The organism is Pseudoalteromonas sp. P1-13-1a (assembly GCF_001401875.1).
In the GTDB taxonomy this organism is placed as follows: Bacteria; Pseudomonadota; Gammaproteobacteria; order Enterobacterales; family Alteromonadaceae; genus Pseudoalteromonas.
Genome location: NZ_LKDV01000003.1, coordinates 162,933 through 186,222, shown reverse-complemented (window position 1 = coordinate 186,222; position 23,290 = coordinate 162,933). Strand labels below are relative to the sequence as shown.

Genomic DNA, 23,290 nt, shown 5'->3' with positions numbered 1-23,290 from the left:
ATAGCTGATAGCTGATAGCTGATAGCTGATAGCTGATAGCTGATAGCTGATAGCTGATAGCTGATAGCTGATAGCTGATAGCTGATATCTATTCCCTTTTATTTTAGCTACAATACGCGCCGAACAAATTTTAGGTAATAGCCCCCTTGAAAAATCCCCAACATAACTCAGTATTAGTTTTGCGTGCTCAGCAAATTAGCGAATCGCGCCGCGAATTTAATGCCCGTGGCGGCAAAATGGAGCGCTGTGAGCAGTGTTTAATTGCTAAGCATTACTGTATATGTGAGGGGGTAGAACAAGCGCAGTGCGATGCTGGCGTGTGTTTATTAATGTATCATAATGAAAGCTTTAAACCGTCAAACACAGGGCGTTTAATTGCTGAAATAGTCCCTGACAACTATGCATTTAGATGGGACAGAACAGAGCCAAGCGCTGAGCTATTAGCTTTACTAAACAACGCTGATTATCAACCTATGGTGATATTTCCAGCTGAAGATGTAGAGCCGGGCAGGGCAACCACCGAAGTAAACATTGAGCCTGGCAAAAAGCCATTATTTATATTTTTAGATGGTACCTGGCGCGAAGCTAAAAAAATGATCCGCAAAAGCCCGTACCTAGATAATTTACCGGTGTTGTCGATCACCGCTGATAAACTATCAGATTACCGTTTACGCGTTGCACCTCACGCATACCAGTTAGGCACTGCTGAGGTAGGCATTATGGTGTTAGCGCTCGCAGGTGAGCAAGATGCCGCCTTAAAGCTTGAACAGCACTTTATAAAATTTCGTGATGCGTACTTACTTGGTAAGCGAAATAAGGGCAGGCCACAGTAACTTAATTTTAGGCAAAGAAAAGCGCGCTCTATCTCTAGGCGCGCTTGCGGAATCTTCTAATTTTGCATCCTGCAATTGAACTTAATCAACTCCAATTTTTACTTATCCATGTGATTACGATATTACTTTTTAGTTCTATGTAATTTAGGCTATCCGGGCCTATCTCCTTTAAATCCCTGTACATCCTGTAGTGGTAAAAACTATTACCTATTCCTTTTGGCACATCCTAGTGCAGTCCATTAATTTACAATTCCATTGTGTTGCCTCAAGGGCCTGTCCATTTAATTCCTATCACATCCTGTTAAACAACTATCCGCTGTTGTTATCCTTGCTGTATCGTCCTGATACGTTCCTTTGTGCAACAATCCATTGCGATACTCATCCTGAGCCTGTCCTAATTTCCGTGTTGTCCGTAGTAACCTAATCATTGGTTGTTCGAGTAAGCAGTCCATTTCCTTTTACTCGATAAGCATCACTGCTTGGTTGATGTAGTAATTGTAGCGTGCTGGTGCAACTAAAATAGGTTAAAACGGCTATAGATTTACTTATAAAAAATGAGTATTTATAACAAATTAAACAAAAACAACAGCTTACACTGGTTTTGCTGGGTTGTTATAGGTTTTTTTACTCATTAGCTGTCAGCTCTGTAAGAGATGTCTTACGCGGTATTTCCCTTTTGGTCATTAATTACTTATTTACATTTATGTAAAGAGTGTATATTTTCACGTATCACGATAAAATCCCCTGTAAATAATTACTATTTAGGTAAATTGATATGAGAACTGCACTGGCTATACTTACTTGTATTATTAGCGCTTCGCCTGCGTTTGCGAGCGATGTTGTTAATATTTACTCTTTTCGTCAACCGTTTTTAATTCAACCTATTTTAACTGACTTCACTAAGCAAACTGGCATTAAAACGAATGTGGTTTTTGCAAAAAAAGGGTTAATAGAGCGTGTTAAGCGTGAAGGAAAACACAGTAAAGCCGATTTAGTATTAACATCTAATTTTAGTGCACTTATTCAGCTAGAAGATCTAAATTTAACGCAAAGTATTAAAAGTGATCGCATTAAAAACAATATTCCTGCGTCGTATAGAGATAGCGACGGGCAGTGGGTGGCATTAACTAAGCGGGTTCGTAATGTGTATTCATCAAAAGAGCGCCTAGGTGCATTACCTGAACTCACCTACGAAGATTTGGCTAACCCACAGTACAAAGGACAAATTTGTACACGCTCTGGCAAGCACCCTTATAACCTTGGCTTAGTTGCTTCGATGATTGCTCATCACGGCGAGGAAAAAACTAAAACATGGTTAGAAGGTGTTAAAGCTAATTTAGCACGTAAGCCACAAGGGAACGATCGCGCGCAGGTAAAAGCGGTAAAAGAAGGTTTGTGTAATCTTGCTTTAGGTAATAGTTACTACCTTGGCAAAATGCTTCAAGACGACGAGCAAAAAGCGTGGGCTGAGTCTGTTTATATTAATTTTCCTAATCAGCAAAATCGCGGCTCACACATAAATGTTTCGGGTGCTGTCATTACTAAATATGCAAAAAATCCTGATAATGCCCTTAAGCTTATTGAGTTTATGAGCGAAACCAAAGCTCAAAATATGTATGCCTCTGTAAATATGGAGTACCCGGTTAAGCAAGGCGTTGAGCTATCAAGTTTAGTCGCCTCTTGGGGAAGCTTTAAAGAAGACGGCCTAGCACTTGATGAGATCAGTAAATATCGTCCGTTAGCCCTTAAGCTAATAGATGAGGTGAAGTTCGACCTTTAATGAATTTTATATTTAAGCTGTCTAAATGGCAGCTCTTTGCTTGGTCGACAGGGCTTTTATTGTCGGCCCCGCTGTTTTTTCTGATTTATGAATCTTTACAAGGCGACTCAGAGGTATTTTCTCATCTGTGGGATACCGTGCTGTGGGATTATATTACTAATACTGTGCTGCTTATTTTTGGCGTATGCCTGCTTAGCTGTGCAATTGCGCTACCGCTTGGTTGGCTCAGTGCGTATTGCTCCTTCCCCGGCAAAAAGCAATTTGAATGGGCGCTTATGCTGCCCCTTGCAATGCCTACCTATTTAATAGCCTATGTGTATACCGATTTGTTAGATTACGCAGGCCCTGTGCAAATAGCCCTAAGAGAGTGGTTTGATTGGCACTCGCCAACGGATTATTGGTTTTTTGATATTCGCACTTTGCCCGGCGCTATTGTAATGATTGCACTTGTGCTGTATCCGTATTTATTTTTAATTTTTAAAACCGCACTGCGAGAGCAGTCATTTAAGCTCGTGCAAGCTAGTCAATTAATGGGTTTATCGCCTTGGCAAAGTTTTTTTAAGGTAAGTATAGTGCTTTCTCGTGGCTCAATTGTGGCAGCCCTTGCGCTCATAAGCATGGAAACCATGGCCGACTATGCAACGGTAAGTTACTTTGCAGTGAGCACTTTAACCACCGCAGTGTACGATACATGGTTTGGTTATTACTCACTCACGGCTGCAGCGAAAATATCGGGCGTTATGTTGCTACTGCTGTTTTTAGCTTTAATGGCGGAGCGCTTTAGTCGGCGTAACCAAGCCGTGTTTGAGCGTCAATCAGGTGTTAATAGCGAGTCGCTATACAAACTTAAAGGTAAACATGCATGGCTGGCTACGTCATTTTGCAGTGTTATTTTGCTCATTGCTTTTATTATACCTATGTTGGTATTGCTAAATTATGCAATAACTTACTTTGATAAAGTCTGGAACACGGCATTTTTTAGTTACGCGTGGCAAAGTTTACAAGTAGCTATTATTGTAAGCGTAGCCAGCATAATACTCGCTACACTAATCGTTTTTTATCAGCGTGTGGCAAAGCAAGGCTATTCTTTAATACCTGGTCGCTTAGCGAGCACCGGCTATGCACTGCCAGGTACGGTACTGGCTATTGCTGTGTTATTACCGCTTAGCGCATTAGAAAACTCAATAAATACAGTCCTTGAGGGCTACAACCTAGATATAGGTTTATTACTAACCGGCAGCATTATCACTATTATAGTGGCTTACTTAGTGCGCTTTTATGCCATTGCGCACGGTGCTATAGAATCGAGCTTTGTACGTATTAGTCCATCACTGGATATGGCTAGCCAATCTATGGGTAAAAGCCAAGGGCAAACACTGCGCTTAGTGCACCTTCCTTTATTACGTCGAGGTCTTTTAACAGCTGCATTGCTTGTATTTATTGAGTGTATGAAAGAGCTGCCTGCCGCATTACTATTAAGGCCTTTTGACTTTGAAAGTTTAGCCACACATGTATTTCAATATGTGAGCGATGAGCAGCTTGAGCTTGCTTCTATTTCCGCTTTATTTATTGTTTTGGTTGGGTTGATCCCCTTGTATTTTATTAATCGTTCTATGGAGCAACGCAGTTAAATGAGCCGTTTAAATTTACAAGGCGTGGGTTATCACTACAGTGGCACGCACGTGCTACACAATTTAGATTTAACGGTGGGTCAAGACGAAATTGTGTGTTTGCTCGGAGCCAGCGGCTGCGGTAAAACAACCACCTTAAAAGCAATTGCTGGCCTTATTGAAATAAATGAAGGTAGCGTATTTATAGATGGCAAATGTGTAAGCGATAAGCATACATTTATATCACCAGAGCATCGTAATATAGGGATGATGTTTCAAGATTATGCCTTGTTTCCGCACCTCAGTGTGGCCGATAATATTGCGTTTGGGCTGGGTAAAATAAGCAAAGTTCAAAAACAGCAACGGGTAGAGGAAATGCTAGAGCTAGTGCATTTAATAGGGTGTGCAAAACGCTACCCTCATCAGCTTTCGGGCGGCCAGCAGCAACGCGTGGCTATTGCGCGGGCTTTGGCTTATAAGCCTAGTTTATTGCTTCTTGATGAGCCTTTTTCGAACATAGATACACAAGTACGTTTTGAGTTAATTGCTGATATTAGGCGCATTATTAAAGCGCAGCAGGTTTCTGCGGTATTTGTTAGCCACTCAAAAGAAGAAGCCTTTGCGTTTTCAGACACGCTAGCCATTATGCACCAAGGAAAAATAGCCCAACAAGGTACACCAGAGCAGCTTTTTGCCATGCCAAAGACAAAGGAGGTTGCAGAGTTTCTGGGTCAGGGCATATACTTAGGCGCAGAAGTGTTAACGGCAACTGAATACACAACGCCTTTTGGTGTCGTACAATCGCAGCATGAGCATACGCACAGTGCAATAAAAGGGGTGGTGTATATTCGTCCACACCATATTGAGCTTGCGCAAAATACGCAGGCCGATAACCCTCAAGGTGTGAGTATTTTAAGCCGTCGGTTTATAGGCTCGGCTTATGTTTACACTGTTGTAATTGCAGAGCAAGAGATTGAAGTTGCCGCACAATATGGCCAGTCATTTGAAATAAATGAGCAGGTTATAATAAAAATAAAACCTCACACGGTGAATTTTTTCGAATCATAACAAATGTGTTATTCGCTGTGTTTTATAAAGCTAAGGAATAACAATGGCGCAAGCGCAATCTGGGATTTGTGCTGAAGCAAACTTACACGGTTTGCATTTATTTTTTAATGTATTTGATGGTCAAGACGAGTCATTGCGCGCAAAGCTTAAGCGCGTAAGCGCAATTGAAGAAGAGTTTAGTGATCAGTTCTCCGAAGCCATGCTCTCTTGCATGGTGGCTATAGGCGCGCAATATTGGCCGCATATACTACCTGAATATATCCCAAGCGAGCTGCAAAGCTTTCCTAATATAAATCACAGTGATTTTGTTATGCGCGTACAGCCATGTGATTTATTCATACAAATTCGCTCAGACCGAGAAGATGTTAATCACCTTTTTGCATTGCAAATATTAAAGTTGTTTTCGCCCGATGTAGAGCTGGTTGAACAAATTCGCAATTTTAGGTTTTTAGATGGGCGAGACTTTAACGGCTTTATTTATGCAGGCGACACCCCACATGGACGCCAAAAACGAATCACGGCACTGGTTAATAACCCCGACAGCTTTGAACACCAAGGCAGCTATATTCATGTACAGCGTTATAAGCATGACCTGAGCGTATGGCAGCATTTATCACTAAGCGAGCAAGAGCACATTATGGGGCGCACACGTTTAGATAACACCTTAATTGAGCCTAAGGTAGATACGAGCCACGCGACTAGAAGTGAGCTAAAAGATGAGAGCGGCCAAGCTATACTGCTTAACCAAAGCATGCCGTATGGCGATGTTTACGAGCAAGGCATGCTAAGTATTACATGCTCAGCATCGGGAAGTGCGTTTGAAAAGGTACTTAACAGCCGCATAGGAAAAGGGGAGTGTTACGACCACTGGCTTGATTTTACTCAAGCCGATATGGGTTCAGCGTTTTTTGCGCCGTCAGTTAGTTTTTTAAAACAGCTTTAAACCGTATCAAATAAAATACGTACGCGCTCTAGTGTAATGTCTATTTCAGATATTTTTGCTGGCGCAATAAAAATAGTGTCATCTCCGGCAATTGTGCCCAATACACCATCAGCTTTGCCTAGTGAGTCTAATAAGCGGGCAATTAACTGCGCAGCGCCTGGGCTGGTGGTTATAATAATCATCATTTCGTTATGCATAATATCAATAACAAGTTGACGTAGTGGGCTTTTAGCAGTCGGTACGCCCATTTCTGCGGGTAGGCAATAAACCATTTCTTGTTTAGCATTACGGGTACGCACAGCGCCAAACTTACTAAGCATGCGCGACACCTTACTTTGGCTTATATTGTCAAAGCCTTGCTCTTTTAATGCTTCGACTATTTCGCCTTGCGAGCCAAAGTTCTCTTCTTTTAAAAGTGCTTTAAACGCTTTTACCAGCGCTTCTTGTTTGTCTTGTGGTTGCATAGTCTTTATTCATTTTTGTTATTTATAATGCAAATTCTACACAAAAATGAATAATTATGCAGCTGTTGTTTAGTTAACTTGCCAGTTTGCTGCGATAAACCAACAAAGTTTACAACTATGGTCGAAAATATACCTGAAATAAGCAGGATAAATTTGTTTTTAGTCGCTAATTTCATTATCTTAAGGGCCACAAATATTTCCTACCTCAAATTACGGAGAATTCCAATGAAAGTTGCTGTATTAGGTGCTGCAGGCGGTATCGGTCAAGCGTTGTCTTTATTATTAAAAACAGGCTTACCAGCTGGTTCTGAATTATCACTTTACGATGTTGCACCAGTTGTACCAGGTGTTGCGGTTGACCTATCTCACATCCCTACAGATGTTAAAGTAGCAGGTTTTGGCGCAGACGATTTAAATAAAGCGCTTGAAGGGTGTGATATCGTACTTATCCCAGCGGGTATGCCACGTAAACCAGGTATGGATCGTGCGGATTTATTTAACGTAAACGCAGGTATCATCAAAACATTAGCAGAAGGCATTGTAGCTAGCTGTCCTAAAGCGTTAGTGGGTGTTATCACTAACCCAGTAAACGGCACTGTACCAATTGTTGCTGAAGTATTCAAAAAAGCAGGTACTTACGACGCTAAGCGCGTATTTGGTATCACTACGCTTGACGTAATTCGTTCAGAAGCATTTGTTGCTGAGCTTAAAGGCGTAGACGTAGCAACCGTTAAAGTACCAGTAATTGGTGGTCACTCTGGCACAACCATTCTACCTCTACTTTCTCAAGTTGAAGGCGTGAGCTTCACTGAAGAAGAAGTAGCTACACTTACTCCACGTATCCAAAATGCAGGTACTGAAGTAGTAAATGCTAAAGCGGGCGGTGGTTCAGCTACATTATCTATGGGTGCTGCTGCAGCACGTTTTTGTATGTCTTTAGTTAAAGGCCTACAAGGTGAAGACGTAGTAGATTACGCATACGTTGCTGTTGAAAATGGCGATGCAGAGTACTTTGCTCACCCAGTACGTTTAGGCACAAACGGCGTAGAAGAAATTCTTTCTTACGGCGAGCTAAGCGCATTTGAAGAAAAAGCTAAAAACGACATGCTTGAAACTCTGAAAAAAGACATCAAAGAAGGTGTTGATTTCATGGCGTAATAGCCAAGTTATGCACAAAAAAGCCTGCTTATGCAGGCTTTTTTATTGCTCTAAAATTATGGCCCTTAAATACTAATTAAGGGAGGCTGCAAAGTTAGTGATCTCGCTCTACAGCTATACGCGCTAAGCTGATTAACGCTTGCTTATACTGCGACTCTGCTAAAAAGTCTAAACAGGCAATGGCCTTGTCTGCTTCTTGCTGCGCCTTTTGCATTGTAAATTCAAGTGCGTTGGTTTGTTTAAGTGCTGTTAAAATAGCCTCAAGGTTATCCATACCGTTGCAATGCTCAATGGCATCACGAATAAGGGCTCTTTGCTGATCACTGCCGTGCTTCATCGCATATATTAGCGGTAAGGTTGGCTTACCTTCTGCTAAATCATCACCAATATTTTTTCCTAATTGGTCAGCGTCTGCGTTGTAATCAAGCACGTCATCAACTAACTGAAAAGCAGTACCTAAATGCATACCATATAAGTTAAGCGCATCTAACACACTGTTATCTTGCTCGGTAATAATAGCTGCAAGCCCTGTAGCGGCTTCAAATAATTTAGCCGTTTTAGAGTAAATAACCTGCATGTAACTTGCTTCGGTGGTATTAGGGTCGTTGCAATTCATAAGTTGCAATACTTCGCCCTCAGCAATCACGTTGGTGGCATCAGCAAGCACTTGCATAATTTGCATTTTGCCCAGCCCCACCATAAGTTGAAACGAGCGGGTGTAAATAAAATCCCCAACCAGCACGCTGGCAGCATTACCAAACTCGGCATTTGCAGTCGGTGTACCACGGCGCAGGTTAGATTCATCAACAACATCATCATGTAATAGTGTTGCAGTATGAATAAATTCAACAATCGTTGCCAAAGTAATGTGATCTTTACCTTGGTAACCCAAAGCTCTTGCTGCCAATATTGCCAGCATCGGGCGTACGCGTTTGCCGCCGCTGTTAACGATGTACAAACCAAGTTGATTGACTAACGCCACATCTGAGCGCATTTGCGCGTGTATAAGTTGATTGACGTCATTCATATCGCTTTCGATTAACGCCTGGATAGCTTTTATATCCATTGATCTCCGAGCCAATTTTTATGTGTGAACGGCGCCGATTGTACAACAAAAAAAGCACTAGCTCGATATTTTGTGACGATTCATTAAAAAAACCGAGTTAAAAACCTTAATTAGCGCTTAATTAGGGTATTTAATTGTATATTTCACACTCAAAGTGCGACTATTTATTGCACAGTCAATGGGTTCTGGAGTAGGCATAGCGACACGTAAATTTATTTTGTCTTTGCACTAAAAAGCGCTTGGCAACAGGGCAATTTAATATAAAATGGGGGAAATATTGAATTGCTCTCAATGCAGCTACTTTTTATTCATTTTAATTACAAAATAGGCTTGCTAGTTTTTATGCATTAGCGTAAACTTCGCGCCCTATCGAAGAATATTTTAGTTGCGTCGATTTGAGGGCGCACAGACGGAGTTAATTATGTACGCGGTTTTCCAAAGTGGTGGTAAACAGCATCGTGTGACTGAAGGTCAAACGATTCGTCTTGAAAAATTAGACGTTGAAACTGGTGCAGCAGTTGAATTTGATTCAGTACTTTTAGTTGCTGATGGTGAGAAAATCGAGATCGGTGTACCGTTCGTAAACGGTGGTAAAGTAACAGCTGAGGTTGTTTCACATGGTCGCGGTGAGAAGATTAAGGTTGTTAAATTTAGACGCCGTAAGCATTCTCGTAAGCAAATGGGCCATCGTCAATGGTTCACTGAAGTTAAAATCACTGGCATTAGCGCTTAATTAGAGGTACTTAGAAATGGCACATAAAAAAGCAGCTGGTAGTACTCGTAACGGTCGCGATTCAGAAAGCAAACGCCTAGGTGTTAAGCGTTTTGGTGGCGAATCAGTTCTAGCGGGTAGCATCATTGTTCGTCAACGTGGTACTCGTTTCCACGCTGGCGCAAACGTAGGTATCGGTAAAGACCACACTATCTTTGCAAAAGCAGATGGTAAAGTTCAATTTGAACAAAAAGGTCCTTTAAACCGTAAATACGTAACTATCGTAGCTGAGTAATCAGTAAGGTAGTAAAAAACCCCGCCTTTGCGGGGTTTTTTGTTTTCAGATGTATCAAATATATACCCAAGCCTGCATTTGTGTTGGCTTGGGTATATAATAGTTAAATTAAAGCCAATCCCTAAAGTGAGTAATCATGAAGTTTGTAGATGAAGTAGAAATTCGCGCAGAAGCTGGTGACGGCGGCAGCGGTGTCGTGTCTTTCCGTCGAGAAAAATATGTACCCGACGGTGGCCCGGACGGCGGTGACGGTGGAGACGGTGGTAGTGTTTATCTACAAGCTGATGAAAACTTAAATACCTTAATTGACTACCAATTTGAGCGTTTTCACCGTGCTGAGCGTGGTACTAATGGTCAAAGCCGTAACTGTACAGGTAAAAAGGGCGAAGACTTAGTAGTGAAAGTACCGGTGGGTACACGTATTACCGATGTAGATACCCAAGAGGCGTTAGGCGATTTAACGCAGCATGGTCAAAAAATTGTGGTTGCAAAAGGTGGTTTCCATGGCTTGGGGAATGCACGTTTTAAATCAAGCACCAACCGTGCTCCGCGTCAAAAAACGTTGGGTACACCAGGCGAGGTTCGTAATCTTAAGTTAGAGCTTATGCTCCTTGCTGATGTAGGCCTTTTAGGGTTACCAAATGCAGGTAAATCAACGTTTATTCGTAGTGTATCGGCAGCAAAGCCAAAAGTAGCTGATTACCCGTTTACCACGCTGATTCCTAATTTAGGGGTTGTGCGTCCAGAGGCTAACAAATCGTTTGTAATAGCTGATATTCCAGGCTTAATTGAAGGTGCCTCAGATGGTGCAGGCCTTGGTATTCGCTTTTTGAAGCATTTAGAGCGTTGTCGTGTATTATTGCACGTGATCGACGTTATGCCAGTTGATGGCTCGAACCCTGTTGATAATGCATTTGCGATTATTAACGAGCTACACCAATACAGCCCTAAGCTTGCAGAAAAGCCACGCTGGTTAGTGTTTAATAAAATAGACCTGTTACCTGAAGATGAAGCGCAAGCCTTGTGTGAACAAATTGCGCAAGAGCTAGGTGAAGAAGAAAACGTTTACCGTATTTCTGCAGTTAATAAGCTTAATACTCAGCCGTTAATTCACGATATTATGGCGTTACTTGATAGTATGCCTAAAGAGAAATTCGAAGAAATCGAAGATGAGGAAGTTGAGTTCAAGTGGGATACTTACCATCAAAAAGCGACCAAGAATGACGACGATGATTGGGACGACTGGGACGAAGACGACTACGATGTAGAAGTAGTCTACGAGCGTTAATAAATACATATTTTTAAAAAGGAGCTCAAGCTCCTTTTTTTATATTTTTAAGAATAAAGTATTAGGTATTTAATGTGATAATTTCAATGATTGCCGCTATGGCAAATAACCGCGTAATTGGTCTTGATAATAAAATGCCGTGGCATTTACCCGCCGATCTACAGCATTTTAAAAAGGTAACAACAGGCAAGCCTGTCGTTATGGGGCGTAAAACATTCGAATCAATTGGGCGCCCTTTACCAGGGCGTCGTAACATAATTATTACCCGTAATAGCCAGTATAGCGCCCAAGGTATTGAGACGGTTACTACCCCAGAGGCAGCGCTGGAGCTGGTTAAAGCCGAAGAGGAGGTAATGATTATTGGCGGTGGTAATATTTATCAGCAGTTTTTATCAAGTGCCGATCGTTTATATTTAACCTTTATAGATTTAGAGGTTGAAGGGGACACGCAGTTTCCAGATTACCAAGCGGTAGCAACGTGGAAAAACGTCGACGAACAGTCAAATAAACCCGATGAAAAGAATCAATATAGTTATAAATTCGTAACTTTATATAAAAAAGATTAACATTATTGCGAAACTTACAGTAGGTTGGTACAATATTAGACAATCAACATAGGTAAAAAGTACCATAAAGGGTGTTTCATGTTTAAATTGTCAAAGCTAATTGTTATTACAGCCGTTGCTGCTGGTTCGTTAATGTATACCGTGCCTGCTAAAGCCAATGACCAATTAGCAGTATCTATTTGTGAATATATCGCAGCTGATGATAAAAACCGTTTACGTAGTAAACTAAAGAGCTCACGTGTAAAAATTCGCAATATTTACGATGCTATTCAATGTAACGGTAATAACTTACTTCGTCATGCTGTAGCTAGTAACGCTGTTAACTCTGGCGAGTATATAGTTAAAAACTTATCAAAAAGCGCACTGTCTGATGGCGCTGATATAGCGTGGGCTGAAGGCAACGGCCACGGTGGTTCACCGTTAATTGCTGTAATTAAAGACCGTGCTGGCCTTTAATTAACACAATAAAATAAAAACCGCGCTGGTCGCGGTTTTTTTGTGCCTGGCGCTAGCTAATACACAGCGCTTTAATAAATAGCTGTATTAAGGCTATTTAATTTACTCACCCAAGTGATAAAACTCTCACCTTGTAATTAATCCGCGTTTCTTATCTTTAATAGTATATAAAGTAAGTCAATTTGTTTGATAATGTGATCGCTAAGCCTTTACTCGTATATTTGCCGCAAAAATACGTGTTTTCTCTGAGTTACATAAAATTGTCATAAATAGTTAATAGTCTACGCGCTTAAACAATAGGGGGTGTTATTTATGCGCGTTTCTTCTTTTACTCGGTTATTAGCTATTTTGCTAACGCTTGCTAGTATTTTATTGGCCATCACACTATTTTGGGCAAGCCAAACCTTACTTAAGCTTGAGCAACAAGACAGCGCATACAGTAAATTAAAAAACACGATTTTAGTGGATTTAGCCGGTGACTTAGGCAGTTATCTAGAACAAGGTGATAGCCAGTATTTAAATCAATCATCAGCCCTAATTGAGCAAGTGAAAACACAGCAACTCGCAATGCTCCCCAGGGTACTTGCTGAGCAATTAAATGAGCAGCTAAGTACGTTAGATACCGATATTAAAGGTAAGTACAGAGCGCTGGGAAAATTGTCGGGCAACGAAACGGCGTTACTTGATAATGCAATTCGCCAAATGGCCGGCTCAGCGTCGTCACTCATTGGTTATGCAAAAAAATCCCCTAATCAAAATAGCGATGCACAAGCTTATTACACACTTGGCGCTGATTATTATAACGAAGTGACCAACCTTGCCTTATTTACTTATCAACTCATCGTAAGCTACGACAGCAATACTGAACAAAGTTTGCAGCAAAGTATTGCTAATTTAAATGCGTTAGCAGCTAAAATAGAGCAACTCCCTAATTTAGGTGTAATGAGTGAAGTTGATGAAGATGCTTTATTTTTTGATGAAGAAGCTGAAGATTTGGCCGATGAAATAAAATCTGAAATTATAAGCTGGCCTAACCGCTACCCTCGCGATTTAGCCAACACAATAGCGCAATCCCAACAACGTGAAGCGGGCACTGATGAATTACGTGAGCAAATTAGCTTGCTCTCTAAAACCGTTATTAATGCAGAGCAGCAACTAAAACACGCACAAGGGGCGCTTAAAGAAAACGTATTTTGGGTATTTTGCTTTGCTATTGGCGCTTTGGTAATGCTAGCCGCGGGTGTTTATATTGTGCAGCGTAACCAAGTGCTGAACCCATTAAGGCAACTAAGAGACGGGTTTGCCTTTTTAATTGAAAGTAACGAGCTTAAAAACATTGAAAGTAAGAACCCAAAAACAGAGGTTGGCGAAATAGCCAGTTACTTTAATTTATTAATTGAACGACAGCGCAAAGAGGCGCAAGCGCGTGCCCAAATGCTAAAAGTGGTAAATGATTTTATGCAGCAAATGAGTGAACATTTGCAAACTATTAGTCATAAAACGTCTACAAGTCATGGGCAAGTGGAGCAAAACCAACATTTACTTACCGATATTCAGCAAATCGGCGAGCAGGTAAATAATATTAATGCCCAAGTGGCAGATAACGCCCAACACACGTTTAGTGCTATGGAGCAAAGTTTAGGCTTTGCACAAAGCATGCTAAGTGCCAGTTCAGATACGCAAACACGGGTTGAACAAAGTATGCAAAACCTACAAGAGCTGCTTGCGGGGGTTGAAGGCGTTGGGCAAATTATTGAAGTGATCCGTAATATTGCCGAACAAACAAATTTACTCGCGTTAAATGCAGCAATAGAATCGGCACGCGCAGGCGAGCATGGCCGAGGCTTTGCTGTTGTAGCTGATGAAGTACGCCAGCTTGCCCGTCAAACTCAAGGTTCATTGAGCGATATTAATGAGCAACTCACACTACTGAGCGAAAAGTCGGGCACAGTATCTACACAAATTGCGGCCTTAGCCGATGGCGCACAATCGCAAACACAAAATGCACAAGAGCTAAAAGTAAATTCAGAAGGCGTGGCCGACAACGCTCAGCAAGCCAACAAGGTGGCCTTTGAAGCCATGGAGTTGGCTAAACAACAAAGTACTTTACTGAATAACTTTAGTCAGTCAATGCAAAGCATGAAAGGCCAAGTAAGTGAATCAAGCCTACTGGTTGATGATATTCGCGCTCAGCTTCAGCAACAAATACAGACGATAAAAGCGAATCTCGGTTTGTAAATTCAGCATTAAAACTTTGCTTTTAAGGGTGCTTTATAACGTTATACTGTGAGTACATTAATCAAATGCTTAAGGATTTATCATGATTGAACAAGGCCAAACGTTACCTGCAGTGACATTATCGCAATTAACCAATAAAGGTATGCAAACGCTTACTAATACTGAGCTTTTTAGCGGTAAAAAAGTTGTGTTATTTGCAGTGCCAGGAGCATTTACACCAACGTGCTCAAATGCCCATTTGCCTGAATTTATAACCCTTAGTGATAAAATTAAAGCTAAAGGTATTGCGGCAATTTACTGTGTATCAGTAAACGATGCGTTTGTAATGAAAGCATGGGGAGAGTCTCAAAATGCGCAAGAAATTGATATGCTTGCAGATGGCGATGCCAGTTTTACTAAAGCATTAGGCCTTGATAAAGACACCGGCGGTTTTGGTGGTACACGTTCTACGCGTTATGCAATGATTGTTGATGACAACGTAGTAAGCGGTTTATTTGTTGAAAAAGACAAAGAGTTTTTAGTGAGCCGTGCTGAGTCTGTGTTAGAAGCATTATAATCGATTTATGACGGCCCTAAGTGCATGCACTTAGGGCCATTTTAATTATGGCTGGTATTGTCCACTTAAAGTTAAACCTGAAAAGGTTCTATAAGCGTTAACGCTTAAATGCCATGTACCCGCTTGCGGATTACTAAATGTACATGTTTCTGCGTTGCCGTTTTTATAAGGACGACAATCGTAGCTAGATGCGGTAGGTTGGCTGCCAAACTTAACAAATAAGTCAGCATCACCTGTACCACCTGAGGTGGTGACTGTAAATGTACTCATTCCTGCTGGCACATCTAAAGTGTAGTGCTTCCAATTACCTGTTGTAGCCGTTACATCGCTTACCGTGCCGCCACCGGCTTCTGGTGTAGTTGAACCGCCACCTGTTGAGCCACCTGTAATATTACCCACTAAACTAACGCCAGAGTATGCAGAATAGCCACGCAGCATTACATGGTATGTACCAGCGGTTGGGTTATCAATAGAACATTCTTCGCTATTACCGCCTTTATACGGACGACAATCGTAGCTTGATGTCGTTGGTTGGCTGCCAGCGCGCACGTATAAATCTGCATCGCCGCTACCGCCACTCATAGTAAATGTCACATTCGTTGCGCCACTTGGTACTGTCATTGTGTAATACGCTTGTGAACTTGCAGCACCGCTTAAGCCTGTTTTTGCTTCGCCATCTGTCAGTTCGCTATCGCCACCTGTAGGCGGTGTTGTACCGCCACTTGCTGCAGCTACTGCGGCTGCTGCATCAACAATACCCGTACCACAACTTGTACACGTTGCAGGGAAAGAGCGGGTGGTTGATTTTAAAATGCTTTCTATTTCATCTGGGGTCGCATTTGGTTTAGCTTGTTTTATCAGGGCAGCAACGCCGGCAACATGAGGCGCCGCCATTGATGTACCTTGAGAGAACGCATAGCTATCGCTTGATGGTGTAGATGAGCCAGAGTTATAGGTTGATAAAACCCCTTCAGAATCGTTTGCAAAGCTTTGTGCGCCGCCCGGAGCTGCAACATCAATATTGCTACCGTAGTTTGAATAATACGCTCGCCCGCCGTTACGTCCTACAGAGGCAACATTGACAACGCCGCTACAGTTACCTGGGTTATAGTTTGCTGAGTTATCGTTATCATTACCGGCAGCAATAACCACAACTGCACCATTACTGCGTGCCGTGTTAATAGCATTTTGTGTGGTAGAGCTACACGAGCCGCTGCCACCTAAACTCATGTTAATTACATCAGCAGGATTTGGGTTAGCAGGAATGCCCGATACACTTCCGCCAGATGCCCAAATAATGCCATCTGCGATATCTGATGTTAAACCACCACATTTACCAAGTACACGTACAGGCACCACTTTAGCGCCATAGGCCACACCGGCAACACCTTCACCGTTATTAGTAACAGCCGCAACCGTACCTGCTACATGCGTACCGTGCCAGCTTGAGCCTTGTGCACCGTTATTTCCACATTCGCCAGCAGCTACAGCATCACCCGGATCGCGTGCGTCACTGTCGCGACCGCCGCCATCGTTTGCTACCGATAGGTTAGAGATCATGTCGTAACCCGGTAAAATGTTAGCATTTAAATCAACATGTGGGCGGTAGCCAGTATCAAGTACCGCAACCACTACGCCACTTCCCGTTGCAGTATCCCAAGCCGTAGGTAAGTTTAGGCCGCCAGCTTGCTCATAGTAGTGCCATTGATCGCCGTAACGAGGGTCGTTAGGCGTTGCAAATGGTTTTAACATTTGATCCACTTCAATGTATTCAACATTGCCAGAATCAACCATTTCTTGCATAAATTCTTGTGCTTCTGCAGCGCTCAGTTTTTTGTCTGCGCGCATTACGTGGTGGTTATTAAGAGCCATAGCACGAATATACTTCGCTTTCACTTTGCCTTTTTTAGAAGCGAAATTTTTTACAAAGCGCTGAGCACGCTTTTTCATATTTGCAGGGCTCGCGTCAGCAGACGAAATGCTTAACATATCGTTCACGCTATTTTTGTATTTAATAATAAACTGTGTTTCAAATCCCGACTGGGTTTGTAGCTTGGCTGAGGTTTCTGCCATTGAGGTTGAAACATCTTGAGCAACACTTGCAGATGCTGCAAATACCGTACTAATAGTAAGCGCGATAGCGCAACGCTTAAATGATTTACTTGTTGTCATAATTATCCCTAGTTGTTATTAGTTAGTTCGTAATATTAAATTACGAAACAGAAACAAAGGTAAATGATCTGTTAATTTCTTTAAAAGAATAATTGCTTATGTACCTATTTCTTTTAGTTATAACCTAGGTGTATGGTGACTTTGTCGTTGTTTAGTATTTATCATACAAAATAAAAATAAGCATAAAGTACTGTTATTTTTTAAGTTGTTTAGAAAGCCGGAAAATACTCTCAGTTATATTTGTTGCTATAAATTTAATAATAAATTCTATTCAGAGTGTTTAAGTAAATTTTGCTATAATCGGGCAAATTTTTGAGTAGGGCGAAGTAATGAATCAAGTAGATGTAATTGTGATTGGCGCAGGTGCAGCCGGATTAATGAGTGCTGCACAAGCAGGTTATCGCGGGCGTAGCGTTACAGTGCTTGATATGGGTAAAAAACCAGGCCGAAAAATCTTAATCAGTGGCGGTGGGCGTTGTAATTTTACCAATGAAAATGCCAGCCCAGAAAACTACTTATGCAGTAACCCCCATTTTGTTAAATCGTGCTTAAGCCGTTACACGCAACACGATTTTATTGAGCTGGTGGACCGCCATGGCTTGGCATACCATCATAAAACCTTAGGTCAGCTGTTTTGCGATAACAGCGCGCAAGATATAGTCGATATACTACTTACTGAGTGCGAGTGGGCAGGTGTTACTATTAAATTGCGCAGCGAAGTGCTAAATGTGGCTAAAACCGACATTGGTTACCGTGTTACCACTGAGCAAGAAACACTTACTTGTGAATCGCTCGTTATCGCATCGGGCGGTTTAACAATGCCCAAACTAGGCGCCACTCCTATAGGTTATAAAATTGCAGAGCAGTTTGGCTTAAACGTACTACCTACTATGGCGGCGCTAGTGCCATTTACTTTGCATCAACACGATAAAGAGCGCTTTGAAGGGCTTTCGGGTATTAGCATACCGTGCGAAGTTTCAAGCGAAGACGGCACAGTATTTAAAGAGAATATTTTGTTTACCCACCGTGGTCTTTCGGGCCCTGCTATATTGCAAATAAGCTCATTTTGGCGAGCAGGGCAGGCAGTTACTATAAACCTACTCCCTGAGCTCGATTTAAAGCAGCAACTGGCCGATTGGCGAGAAACACAATCTCAAAAGTCATTAAAAAATAGTCTGGCAACTATTTTACCCAAACGCTTTATAGACATACTGCACGACAGTAAAGCCATTCCTGATTGTAATATTAATCAGCTTACCCATGCCCAAATAGATGAACTGGTAAATTATATTCACGCGTGGCAAATAAAGCCTAATGGCACAGAGGGCTATCGTACCGCTGAGGTAACGTTAGGCGGCGTTGATACCGATGAGTTAAGTTCTAAAACCTTTGAAGCTAAAAAAGCCAAAGGCTTATATTTTATAGGCGAAGTAACCGATGTAACAGGCTGGCTAGGCGGCTATAACTTCCAATATGCGTGGAGTTGTGGGTTTGCATGTGGGCAATACGCATAAGTTGTGTAGAGACAATAAAGTTTGCCCGTAAGCACAAAAGTTTGCCCGTAAGAGGGGTTTTAGACAATAAAGTTTGCCCGTAGTGAGGTTTGCTACTATGCTTTATCTATGTAAAGGTAATGGTAATACTCATGTCACGAGGAAGAAAGTTAGAATCTGTTCAGGATTTTCAGCGAGCCCTTAAGAACAAATATGGGATAGGAGAAGGATTTAATTATAAGCCCTGGCTGCGAATTCAGGATGTTAAATCTCACGGAACGAGGTCACTAGTTTTTGGGCGGAAATCTCAGCGTGAGCATCATATGATGTCCTCAATTGAAGCTGAACTCTTTTACCTAGCTGAGTTCTCTGACAGTGTCGTTGATATAAGAGAGCAGTTTCCTATCTTGCCACTTAACTATACACAAAAAGTGGCAAATATACTGGGTATTAAGCATCCAGCTCATCCCAAAACCAAAGAACCTATAATTATGACTACGGATCAATTACTAACTATTGATTCTACTCAAGGTATTTCATATCACGCCGTTTCAGTTAAGCCTGAAAGTGAGTCGGGGAAGCAGCGAGTACTTGAAAAGATTGATATTGAACGAGTTTGTTGGGAACTGCTTGGAGTTAAGTTTAGCTACTTTACTGGTAACGAATTAACCAAAACTCAAAGTCGTAATCTTGAATGGGCATCAGCTCCTTTTCGTGAAAATCCAACACGTTTTTCTGACGAACAAATAAGTCGTGCCTTAACTATTATAAATGTAGGGCAGGTTTTTTTTGAAGATCTTTGTAATGAACTTATTTCCATGAATATAGCTACACATGATGATTCACAGTTACTTATTCGTTATTTAATTGCAGATAAATACATTGATGTAGATTTATCATCTAATATTCCTGAAGTTGGAATTTTAGATGTCAAATCTATAGCTTCTATGCAAAAAGGGGGCATGAATGGAACTTCCTAGAAATAGTGTATGGGAGTTGAAAGGCTCAGATTTAGCTGATGATGGCTTATATCGAGTTTTAGACATTATGAGCGATGTTACTTCTGTCATCCTATTTCCTCTTAGTAATAATTCGCCTACCACTCGCCCTTTTGCTATTTCAATAGAAGCTTTTATTGAACATGTTAAAAGCCAAAATTTCACCAAGACAGTCTTTAGCCTTCCGAGTTTTCTTTTAGTCGCAGAAGAGAATATTAGCAAAGAGCATCTCTCTCGTAGAGATAAAAATTACGAGCTAATTGAAAGCATTATTTCTGACCGAGGTTTTCTTTTTGATTATGCGACTAAGAAGCGTGTTCCACATCTCGCAAAATATGCGGAAAAAATGGGCATTGATCGTAAAGCATTATCCCGCCTTTTAACTCAATTTTGGCGTTATGGACAGGATAAAATGGCTCTTCTCCCAGCCTATAGCAAGAGTGGTGGTTTAGGGAAAGATAGGAGACCAACAGATAAACCATTGGGGTCACCTAAACAGCCAAGAACCGTGGCTGTGGAAAGAGCAGTTAAATTTATAGTCACTGATATAGATAAAAATAAATTTACGAAAGCACTTAAAAAATACTATCTAAAGCAGACAGGCTTGACGCTGTCAAAAACTTATAAAAATATGCTGATAGATAGTTATGCTGATGAAGTACGCCTTGCTAATGCATATGGTAAACCGCCAGTAGTTCCTACTCTTAAACAGTTTAGCTACTGGTCAAAAAAAATATTTTCGAAAGATGAGTTTATTAAAAATAGAACCTCGGAAAATGATTACTTAAGGAATAAAAGAGGTTTACTGGGTAGCGTAATTCAAGATAGCTATTTACCTGGGGCCCATTTTGAGATAGATGCAACGGTTGCTGATGTTCATATTGTTTCTGAGCTTGGCTCTCAGTATATATTAGGCCGACCAACAATTTATATCGTCGTTGATAGGGCTAGTCGAATGATAGTTGGAATGCATGTTTCACTCTTTCATGCTTCATGGCGAGCTGCTAGGCAAGCATTGTCAAACTGTTTCCTACCTAAATCTCGTTACTGTGAAGAGTTTGGTGTAAATATAGATGATTCAGAGTGGCCTTGCTCGCATATTCCAAAAGATCTTGTCTGCGATAATGGTGAAATGATTGGCTTACAGCCTAAGAAAGCGTTAAACCCGATGACTAAGCTTTCTTTCACCCCTCCTTATAGGCCGGATTGTAAGGGAGTGGTTGAGAAGTGCTTTGATATTTTAAATAAAAAAGTTATTCATGAATTTTTAGGTACCACTCGAGGTGGTAACGTCATTAGGGGTAGTAGAGATCCAAGAAAGGATGCTATTTATACTTTAAAAGAAGTGACTTTTGAAATAATTAAAGCCGTTTTAGAGCATAATAAATCCATATTTTCTGACTTAGCTTTTTCTAGTCCGTTACTAGTTAAAAATGACTTATCTCCAACTCCTATCAATTACTGGAAGATCCATCTCGCTAAGCATAAACATGAACTTCAAGCCGCTCTACCTCATGACGTTATATCCCGCTTACTTCCCCCTACACAAGTTAGTATGACGCGCAATGGAATTCACTTTAATGGGTTGTATTATTCAAACAAAGAAATTGAAGAACGTAATTTAGCATCTATAGCTAGATCATCAGGCCAATGGAAATTGGAAGCACGAATTGATGAAAATACAACTAATCACATTTATGTAAAACTAGATAAAAATAAAAATTTTGAGCTCTGTTATCTATTGCCTCGTAGTCGCATGTTTAAAGATAAATCGATGTATGAGTCTGAATTTATACAAGACTGGTTAGATTTAAAAAAAGAATTGACCCCTATAAGTGTTACATCAATTGATGATCATCAAAACCGTCATCAGGTGATTAAAAACGCTAAAGAACGAAGCAACAATGCTGAAAAGATGGCGTTTTCCGAAAAAACGAAGAATGTCCGCCAAAGACGTGAGGATGAGTTGCAAGCAACAACGAACGTACTCCAGCCAAAAACAAAGACCCCAGAAACCACCTATACTACAATATCAGAAAATAGATCTGACAAGATCATTTCTTTACCTGTTGGAAGAAAAAGAAGAAAAAAGGAGAGTAATCATGACAATAACACAAGCTATATACCGTGATGCAATATTACCTGAGCACAAAGGTAACCCTTTAATTGAAGCTCTTCCTCCTAAATTTTCTTGGGAAGTTGTTATGGAAGTGTTTAGTAATTATCCAGATTATGCAGAAGAAATTTCTGAACACCCAAATCCTTTAGTGCGAGAGGAGTATTTAAATAGGATAGAAGAACTTAGGCAACCTTTGACTGACTATGAAGCTTGTTTCAGAGCAATAGAAAGAGCTATAAAAAAAGGATACTCAGCAAAAAATCCACTTAGCCCTACTACTGCACAATATTTACATTATTTAGTTGATGAAAGACCTGAAATTGAACCTATAACTGGCTTTTTTCAACCTAAAGGTGAGGGTTTAACGCTAATTGGTGAAAGTGGTGTAGGTAAAACATCAATGCTGGAGCAGGTTCTTAATTATTTTCCTAATGTTATTGAACATGATTCTTATAAAGGTTGCTCATTTACAGCACTAAAACAGGTCGTTTGGATAAAAGTCGATTGCCCAAGTAATTCTAGTGTAAGAGATTTATGTGAAGAAATTTTATCAGTATTAGACCTTTCATTAGATAGAGAAAAAACTAAGCCAGCAGGATCAATAGGTGCACTTGTTCGTCAATTAGAGCAGTGTATTAAATCTAGCTTTCTCGGGATGCTAATTATAGACGAGATGCAAAACTTGCAGTTTAAACGAACAGGTGGTGAGAACAATCTGCTTAGGTTCTTACATCGATTAGTGAACAAACTAGGTGTGCCGCTCTTCTTTATTGGAAATCCACCATTTGATCAAACTTTAATTAAAGAATTGAAAGCAGCTAGAAGAGCTGAAAGTGGATACCATCATACTATGTCTGTCCTTGGTAAGGATAGTGGTTCATGGCAGGCGTTTATAACTCAACTTTGGAATTACCAATGGACTAATGTTTATACGGAACTCTCGGAAGAGCTCAATGACTCATTACACAAGCTTTCTGTTGGGAATATAGACATGGCAAGCCGGACTTATCGAGAGGCACAGCGATTAGTGATTGGCAGCAGTGATGAGCGGCTAACAGTATCAACACTCGAGGCTGGCAATGCAATAGCATGTGGTTTATCCCGACAAACCAATGAGATTCATGAACTAAAAAGTGTAATTGCTTTACCAATAGGAAAACAGCGACGTAGTACTGAAAATATTGAGACAGAAAGAGTGATTGCTATAGATAAAACTGGTGATATTACTAAACCGCAACATCCAGAATTTGCGGGTCAACTGATTGAATTAATAGGTGCTGTCGATTTGAAAGACAGAGTAAAAGTTCCAGATACATTTCAACAAGCTGGCGGTTTTGAAAACCCTATTAGTTTTTTGAGACAGAAGAAAGTGTTGCTTGAAGATCCTTTATCTGAGTTATCTTGATGTGTTCGAATAATGAGCATTAAGAGTGTTTTAGTCTAAAATTAAACTATTGCTAAACTTGGAACTCAAA

General features: G+C 40.9%; 20 protein-coding genes. 17 read left to right on the top strand and 3 right to left on the bottom strand.

Annotation, left to right across the window (positions count from 1 at the left end):
* Nucleotides 1-146: 146 nt before the first annotated feature.
* The 5 genes from AN391_RS04445 (at nucleotide 147) to AN391_RS04425 (ending at nucleotide 6,234) form a co-directional block, all read left to right on the top strand.
* Nucleotides 147-833, top strand: coding sequence for a tRNA-uridine aminocarboxypropyltransferase (locus AN391_RS04445; RefSeq protein ID WP_055014274.1), 687 nt, complete (start codon nucleotides 147-149; stop codon nucleotides 831-833).
* A gap of 775 nt (nucleotides 834-1,608) precedes the next feature.
* On the top strand, nucleotides 1,609-2,613 hold the full coding sequence (locus tag AN391_RS04440; protein ID WP_029773350.1) for a Fe(3+) ABC transporter substrate-binding protein: 1,005 nt from the start codon (nucleotides 1,609-1,611) through the stop codon (nucleotides 2,611-2,613).
* Complete coding sequence (locus AN391_RS04435) at nucleotides 2,613-4,244, top strand: iron ABC transporter permease (protein WP_055014273.1); 1,632 nt, start codon at nucleotides 2,613-2,615, stop codon at nucleotides 4,242-4,244. The genes AN391_RS04440 and AN391_RS04435 overlap by 1 nt, the downstream gene beginning before the upstream one ends.
* On the top strand, nucleotides 4,245-5,291 hold the full coding sequence (locus AN391_RS04430) for an ABC transporter ATP-binding protein (protein WP_055014272.1): 1,047 nt from the start codon (nucleotides 4,245-4,247) through the stop codon (nucleotides 5,289-5,291).
* 43 nt (nucleotides 5,292-5,334) lie between these two features.
* On the top strand, nucleotides 5,335-6,234 hold the full coding sequence (locus AN391_RS04425) for a Dyp-type peroxidase (RefSeq protein WP_004587917.1): 900 nt from the start codon (nucleotides 5,335-5,337) through the stop codon (nucleotides 6,232-6,234).
* On the opposite strand, the gene argR is transcribed toward AN391_RS04425, so the two are convergent.
* Nucleotides 6,231-6,698 (bottom strand): transcriptional regulator ArgR, encoded by a 468-nt coding sequence (argR, locus tag AN391_RS04420; RefSeq protein WP_004587918.1) that lies wholly within the window; start codon nucleotides 6,696-6,698, stop codon nucleotides 6,231-6,233. The genes AN391_RS04425 and argR overlap by 4 nt on opposite strands.
* Nucleotides 6,699-6,923: 225 nt before the next feature.
* On the opposite strand from argR, the gene mdh reads away from it, so the two are divergent.
* Nucleotides 6,924-7,856 carry a malate dehydrogenase gene (gene mdh, locus AN391_RS04415; RefSeq protein WP_004587919.1) on the top strand — a complete coding sequence of 311 codons (933 nt, stop codon included), beginning with the start codon at nucleotides 6,924-6,926 and terminating at the stop codon, nucleotides 7,854-7,856.
* A 94-nt stretch (nucleotides 7,857-7,950) separates the two neighbouring features.
* Here mdh and ispB read toward each other — a convergent pair whose 3' ends face one another.
* Nucleotides 7,951-8,922, bottom strand: a complete 972-nt coding sequence (ispB, locus tag AN391_RS04410) for an octaprenyl diphosphate synthase (RefSeq protein WP_054982281.1) — start codon at nucleotides 8,920-8,922, stop codon at nucleotides 7,951-7,953.
* Between the two features lie 421 nt (nucleotides 8,923-9,343).
* Here ispB and rplU point away from each other — a divergent pair, with 421 nt between their 5' ends.
* From rplU to AN391_RS04375, 7 genes are all read left to right on the top strand, one after another.
* Complete coding sequence (gene rplU, locus AN391_RS04405) at nucleotides 9,344-9,655, top strand: 50S ribosomal protein L21 (protein ID WP_004587921.1); 312 nt, start codon at nucleotides 9,344-9,346, stop codon at nucleotides 9,653-9,655.
* 16 nt (nucleotides 9,656-9,671) lie between these two features.
* Complete coding sequence (gene rpmA / locus AN391_RS04400) at nucleotides 9,672-9,929, top strand: 50S ribosomal protein L27 (RefSeq protein ID WP_004587922.1); 258 nt, start codon at nucleotides 9,672-9,674, stop codon at nucleotides 9,927-9,929.
* A gap of 136 nt (nucleotides 9,930-10,065) precedes the next feature.
* Complete coding sequence (cgtA, locus tag AN391_RS04395) at nucleotides 10,066-11,217, top strand: Obg family GTPase CgtA (protein WP_055014271.1); 1,152 nt, start codon at nucleotides 10,066-10,068, stop codon at nucleotides 11,215-11,217.
* Nucleotides 11,218-11,291: 74 nt separating this feature from the next.
* On the top strand, nucleotides 11,292-11,783 hold the full coding sequence (gene folA / locus AN391_RS04390; RefSeq protein ID WP_055014270.1) for a type 3 dihydrofolate reductase: 492 nt from the start codon (nucleotides 11,292-11,294) through the stop codon (nucleotides 11,781-11,783).
* Nucleotides 11,784-11,861: 78 nt separating this feature from the next.
* Nucleotides 11,862-12,239, top strand: coding sequence for a DUF3718 domain-containing protein (locus AN391_RS04385; RefSeq protein WP_055014269.1), 378 nt, complete (start codon nucleotides 11,862-11,864; stop codon nucleotides 12,237-12,239).
* 312 nt (nucleotides 12,240-12,551) lie between these two features.
* Nucleotides 12,552-14,477 carry a methyl-accepting chemotaxis protein gene (locus AN391_RS04380; protein WP_055014268.1) on the top strand — a complete coding sequence of 642 codons (1,926 nt, stop codon included), beginning with the start codon at nucleotides 12,552-12,554 and terminating at the stop codon, nucleotides 14,475-14,477.
* An 82-nt stretch (nucleotides 14,478-14,559) separates the two neighbouring features.
* Entirely contained in the window at nucleotides 14,560-15,033 is a 474-nt protein-coding gene (locus AN391_RS04375) for a peroxiredoxin (protein ID WP_055014267.1), read from the top strand.
* A gap of 45 nt (nucleotides 15,034-15,078) precedes the next feature.
* Here AN391_RS04375 and AN391_RS04370 read toward each other — a convergent pair whose 3' ends face one another.
* Nucleotides 15,079-17,205, bottom strand: a complete 2,127-nt coding sequence (locus AN391_RS04370) for a S8 family peptidase (RefSeq protein WP_055014266.1) — start codon at nucleotides 17,203-17,205, stop codon at nucleotides 15,079-15,081.
* A 329-nt stretch (nucleotides 17,206-17,534) separates the two neighbouring features.
* Between AN391_RS04370 and AN391_RS04365 the strand changes: the two genes are divergently transcribed.
* The 4 genes from AN391_RS04365 to AN391_RS04350 all read left to right on the top strand — a co-directional run bounded on the left by AN391_RS04365 (nucleotide 17,535) and on the right by AN391_RS04350 (nucleotide 23,220).
* Nucleotides 17,535-18,719, top strand: coding sequence for an NAD(P)/FAD-dependent oxidoreductase (locus AN391_RS04365; RefSeq protein WP_055014265.1), 1,185 nt, complete (start codon nucleotides 17,535-17,537; stop codon nucleotides 18,717-18,719).
* Nucleotides 18,720-18,850: 131 nt separating this feature from the next.
* Nucleotides 18,851-19,678: a TnsA endonuclease N-terminal domain-containing protein gene (locus AN391_RS04360; RefSeq protein WP_055014264.1), complete on the top strand. Its 828-nt coding sequence runs from the start codon at nucleotides 18,851-18,853 to the stop codon at nucleotides 19,676-19,678.
* Nucleotides 19,665-21,827: a DDE-type integrase/transposase/recombinase gene (locus AN391_RS04355; protein ID WP_055014263.1), complete on the top strand. Its 2,163-nt coding sequence runs from the start codon at nucleotides 19,665-19,667 to the stop codon at nucleotides 21,825-21,827. Before AN391_RS04360 ends, AN391_RS04355 begins: the two co-directional genes overlap by 14 nt.
* Nucleotides 21,799-23,220, top strand: coding sequence for an ATP-binding protein (locus AN391_RS04350; protein ID WP_055014262.1), 1,422 nt, complete (start codon nucleotides 21,799-21,801; stop codon nucleotides 23,218-23,220). The genes AN391_RS04355 and AN391_RS04350 overlap by 29 nt, the downstream gene beginning before the upstream one ends.
* Nucleotides 23,221-23,290 lie beyond the last annotated feature (70 nt).

Bases quoted from the DNA above. Each gene is read 5' to 3' on its own strand.
- AN391_RS04440 (WP_029773350.1), top strand. From the start codon at position 1,609: ATGAGAACTGCACTGGCTATACTTACTTGTATTATTAGCGCTTCGCCT.
- AN391_RS04435 (WP_055014273.1), top strand. From the start codon at position 2,613: ATGAATTTTATATTTAAGCTGTCTAAATGGCAGCTCTTTGCTTGGTCG.
- AN391_RS04430 (WP_055014272.1), top strand. From the start codon at position 4,245: ATGAGCCGTTTAAATTTACAAGGCGTGGGTTATCACTACAGTGGCACG.
- AN391_RS04425 (WP_004587917.1), top strand. From the start codon at position 5,335: ATGGCGCAAGCGCAATCTGGGATTTGTGCTGAAGCAAACTTACACGGT.
- argR (WP_004587918.1), bottom strand. From the start codon at position 6,698: ATGCAACCACAAGACAAACAAGAAGCGCTGGTAAAAGCGTTTAAAGCA.
- mdh (WP_004587919.1), top strand. From the start codon at position 6,924: ATGAAAGTTGCTGTATTAGGTGCTGCAGGCGGTATCGGTCAAGCGTTG.
- ispB (WP_054982281.1), bottom strand. From the start codon at position 8,922: ATGGATATAAAAGCTATCCAGGCGTTAATCGAAAGCGATATGAATGAC.
- rplU (WP_004587921.1), top strand. From the start codon at position 9,344: ATGTACGCGGTTTTCCAAAGTGGTGGTAAACAGCATCGTGTGACTGAA.
- rpmA (WP_004587922.1), top strand. From the start codon at position 9,672: ATGGCACATAAAAAAGCAGCTGGTAGTACTCGTAACGGTCGCGATTCA.
- cgtA (WP_055014271.1), top strand. From the start codon at position 10,066: ATGAAGTTTGTAGATGAAGTAGAAATTCGCGCAGAAGCTGGTGACGGC.
- AN391_RS04385 (WP_055014269.1), top strand. From the start codon at position 11,862: ATGTTTAAATTGTCAAAGCTAATTGTTATTACAGCCGTTGCTGCTGGT.
- AN391_RS04380 (WP_055014268.1), top strand. From the start codon at position 12,552: ATGCGCGTTTCTTCTTTTACTCGGTTATTAGCTATTTTGCTAACGCTT.
- AN391_RS04375 (WP_055014267.1), top strand. From the start codon at position 14,560: ATGATTGAACAAGGCCAAACGTTACCTGCAGTGACATTATCGCAATTA.
- AN391_RS04370 (WP_055014266.1), bottom strand. From the start codon at position 17,205: ATGACAACAAGTAAATCATTTAAGCGTTGCGCTATCGCGCTTACTATT.
- AN391_RS04365 (WP_055014265.1), top strand. From the start codon at position 17,535: ATGAATCAAGTAGATGTAATTGTGATTGGCGCAGGTGCAGCCGGATTA.
- AN391_RS04360 (WP_055014264.1), top strand. From the start codon at position 18,851: ATGTCACGAGGAAGAAAGTTAGAATCTGTTCAGGATTTTCAGCGAGCC.
- AN391_RS04355 (WP_055014263.1), top strand. From the start codon at position 19,665: ATGGAACTTCCTAGAAATAGTGTATGGGAGTTGAAAGGCTCAGATTTA.
- AN391_RS04350 (WP_055014262.1), top strand. From the start codon at position 21,799: ATGACAATAACACAAGCTATATACCGTGATGCAATATTACCTGAGCAC.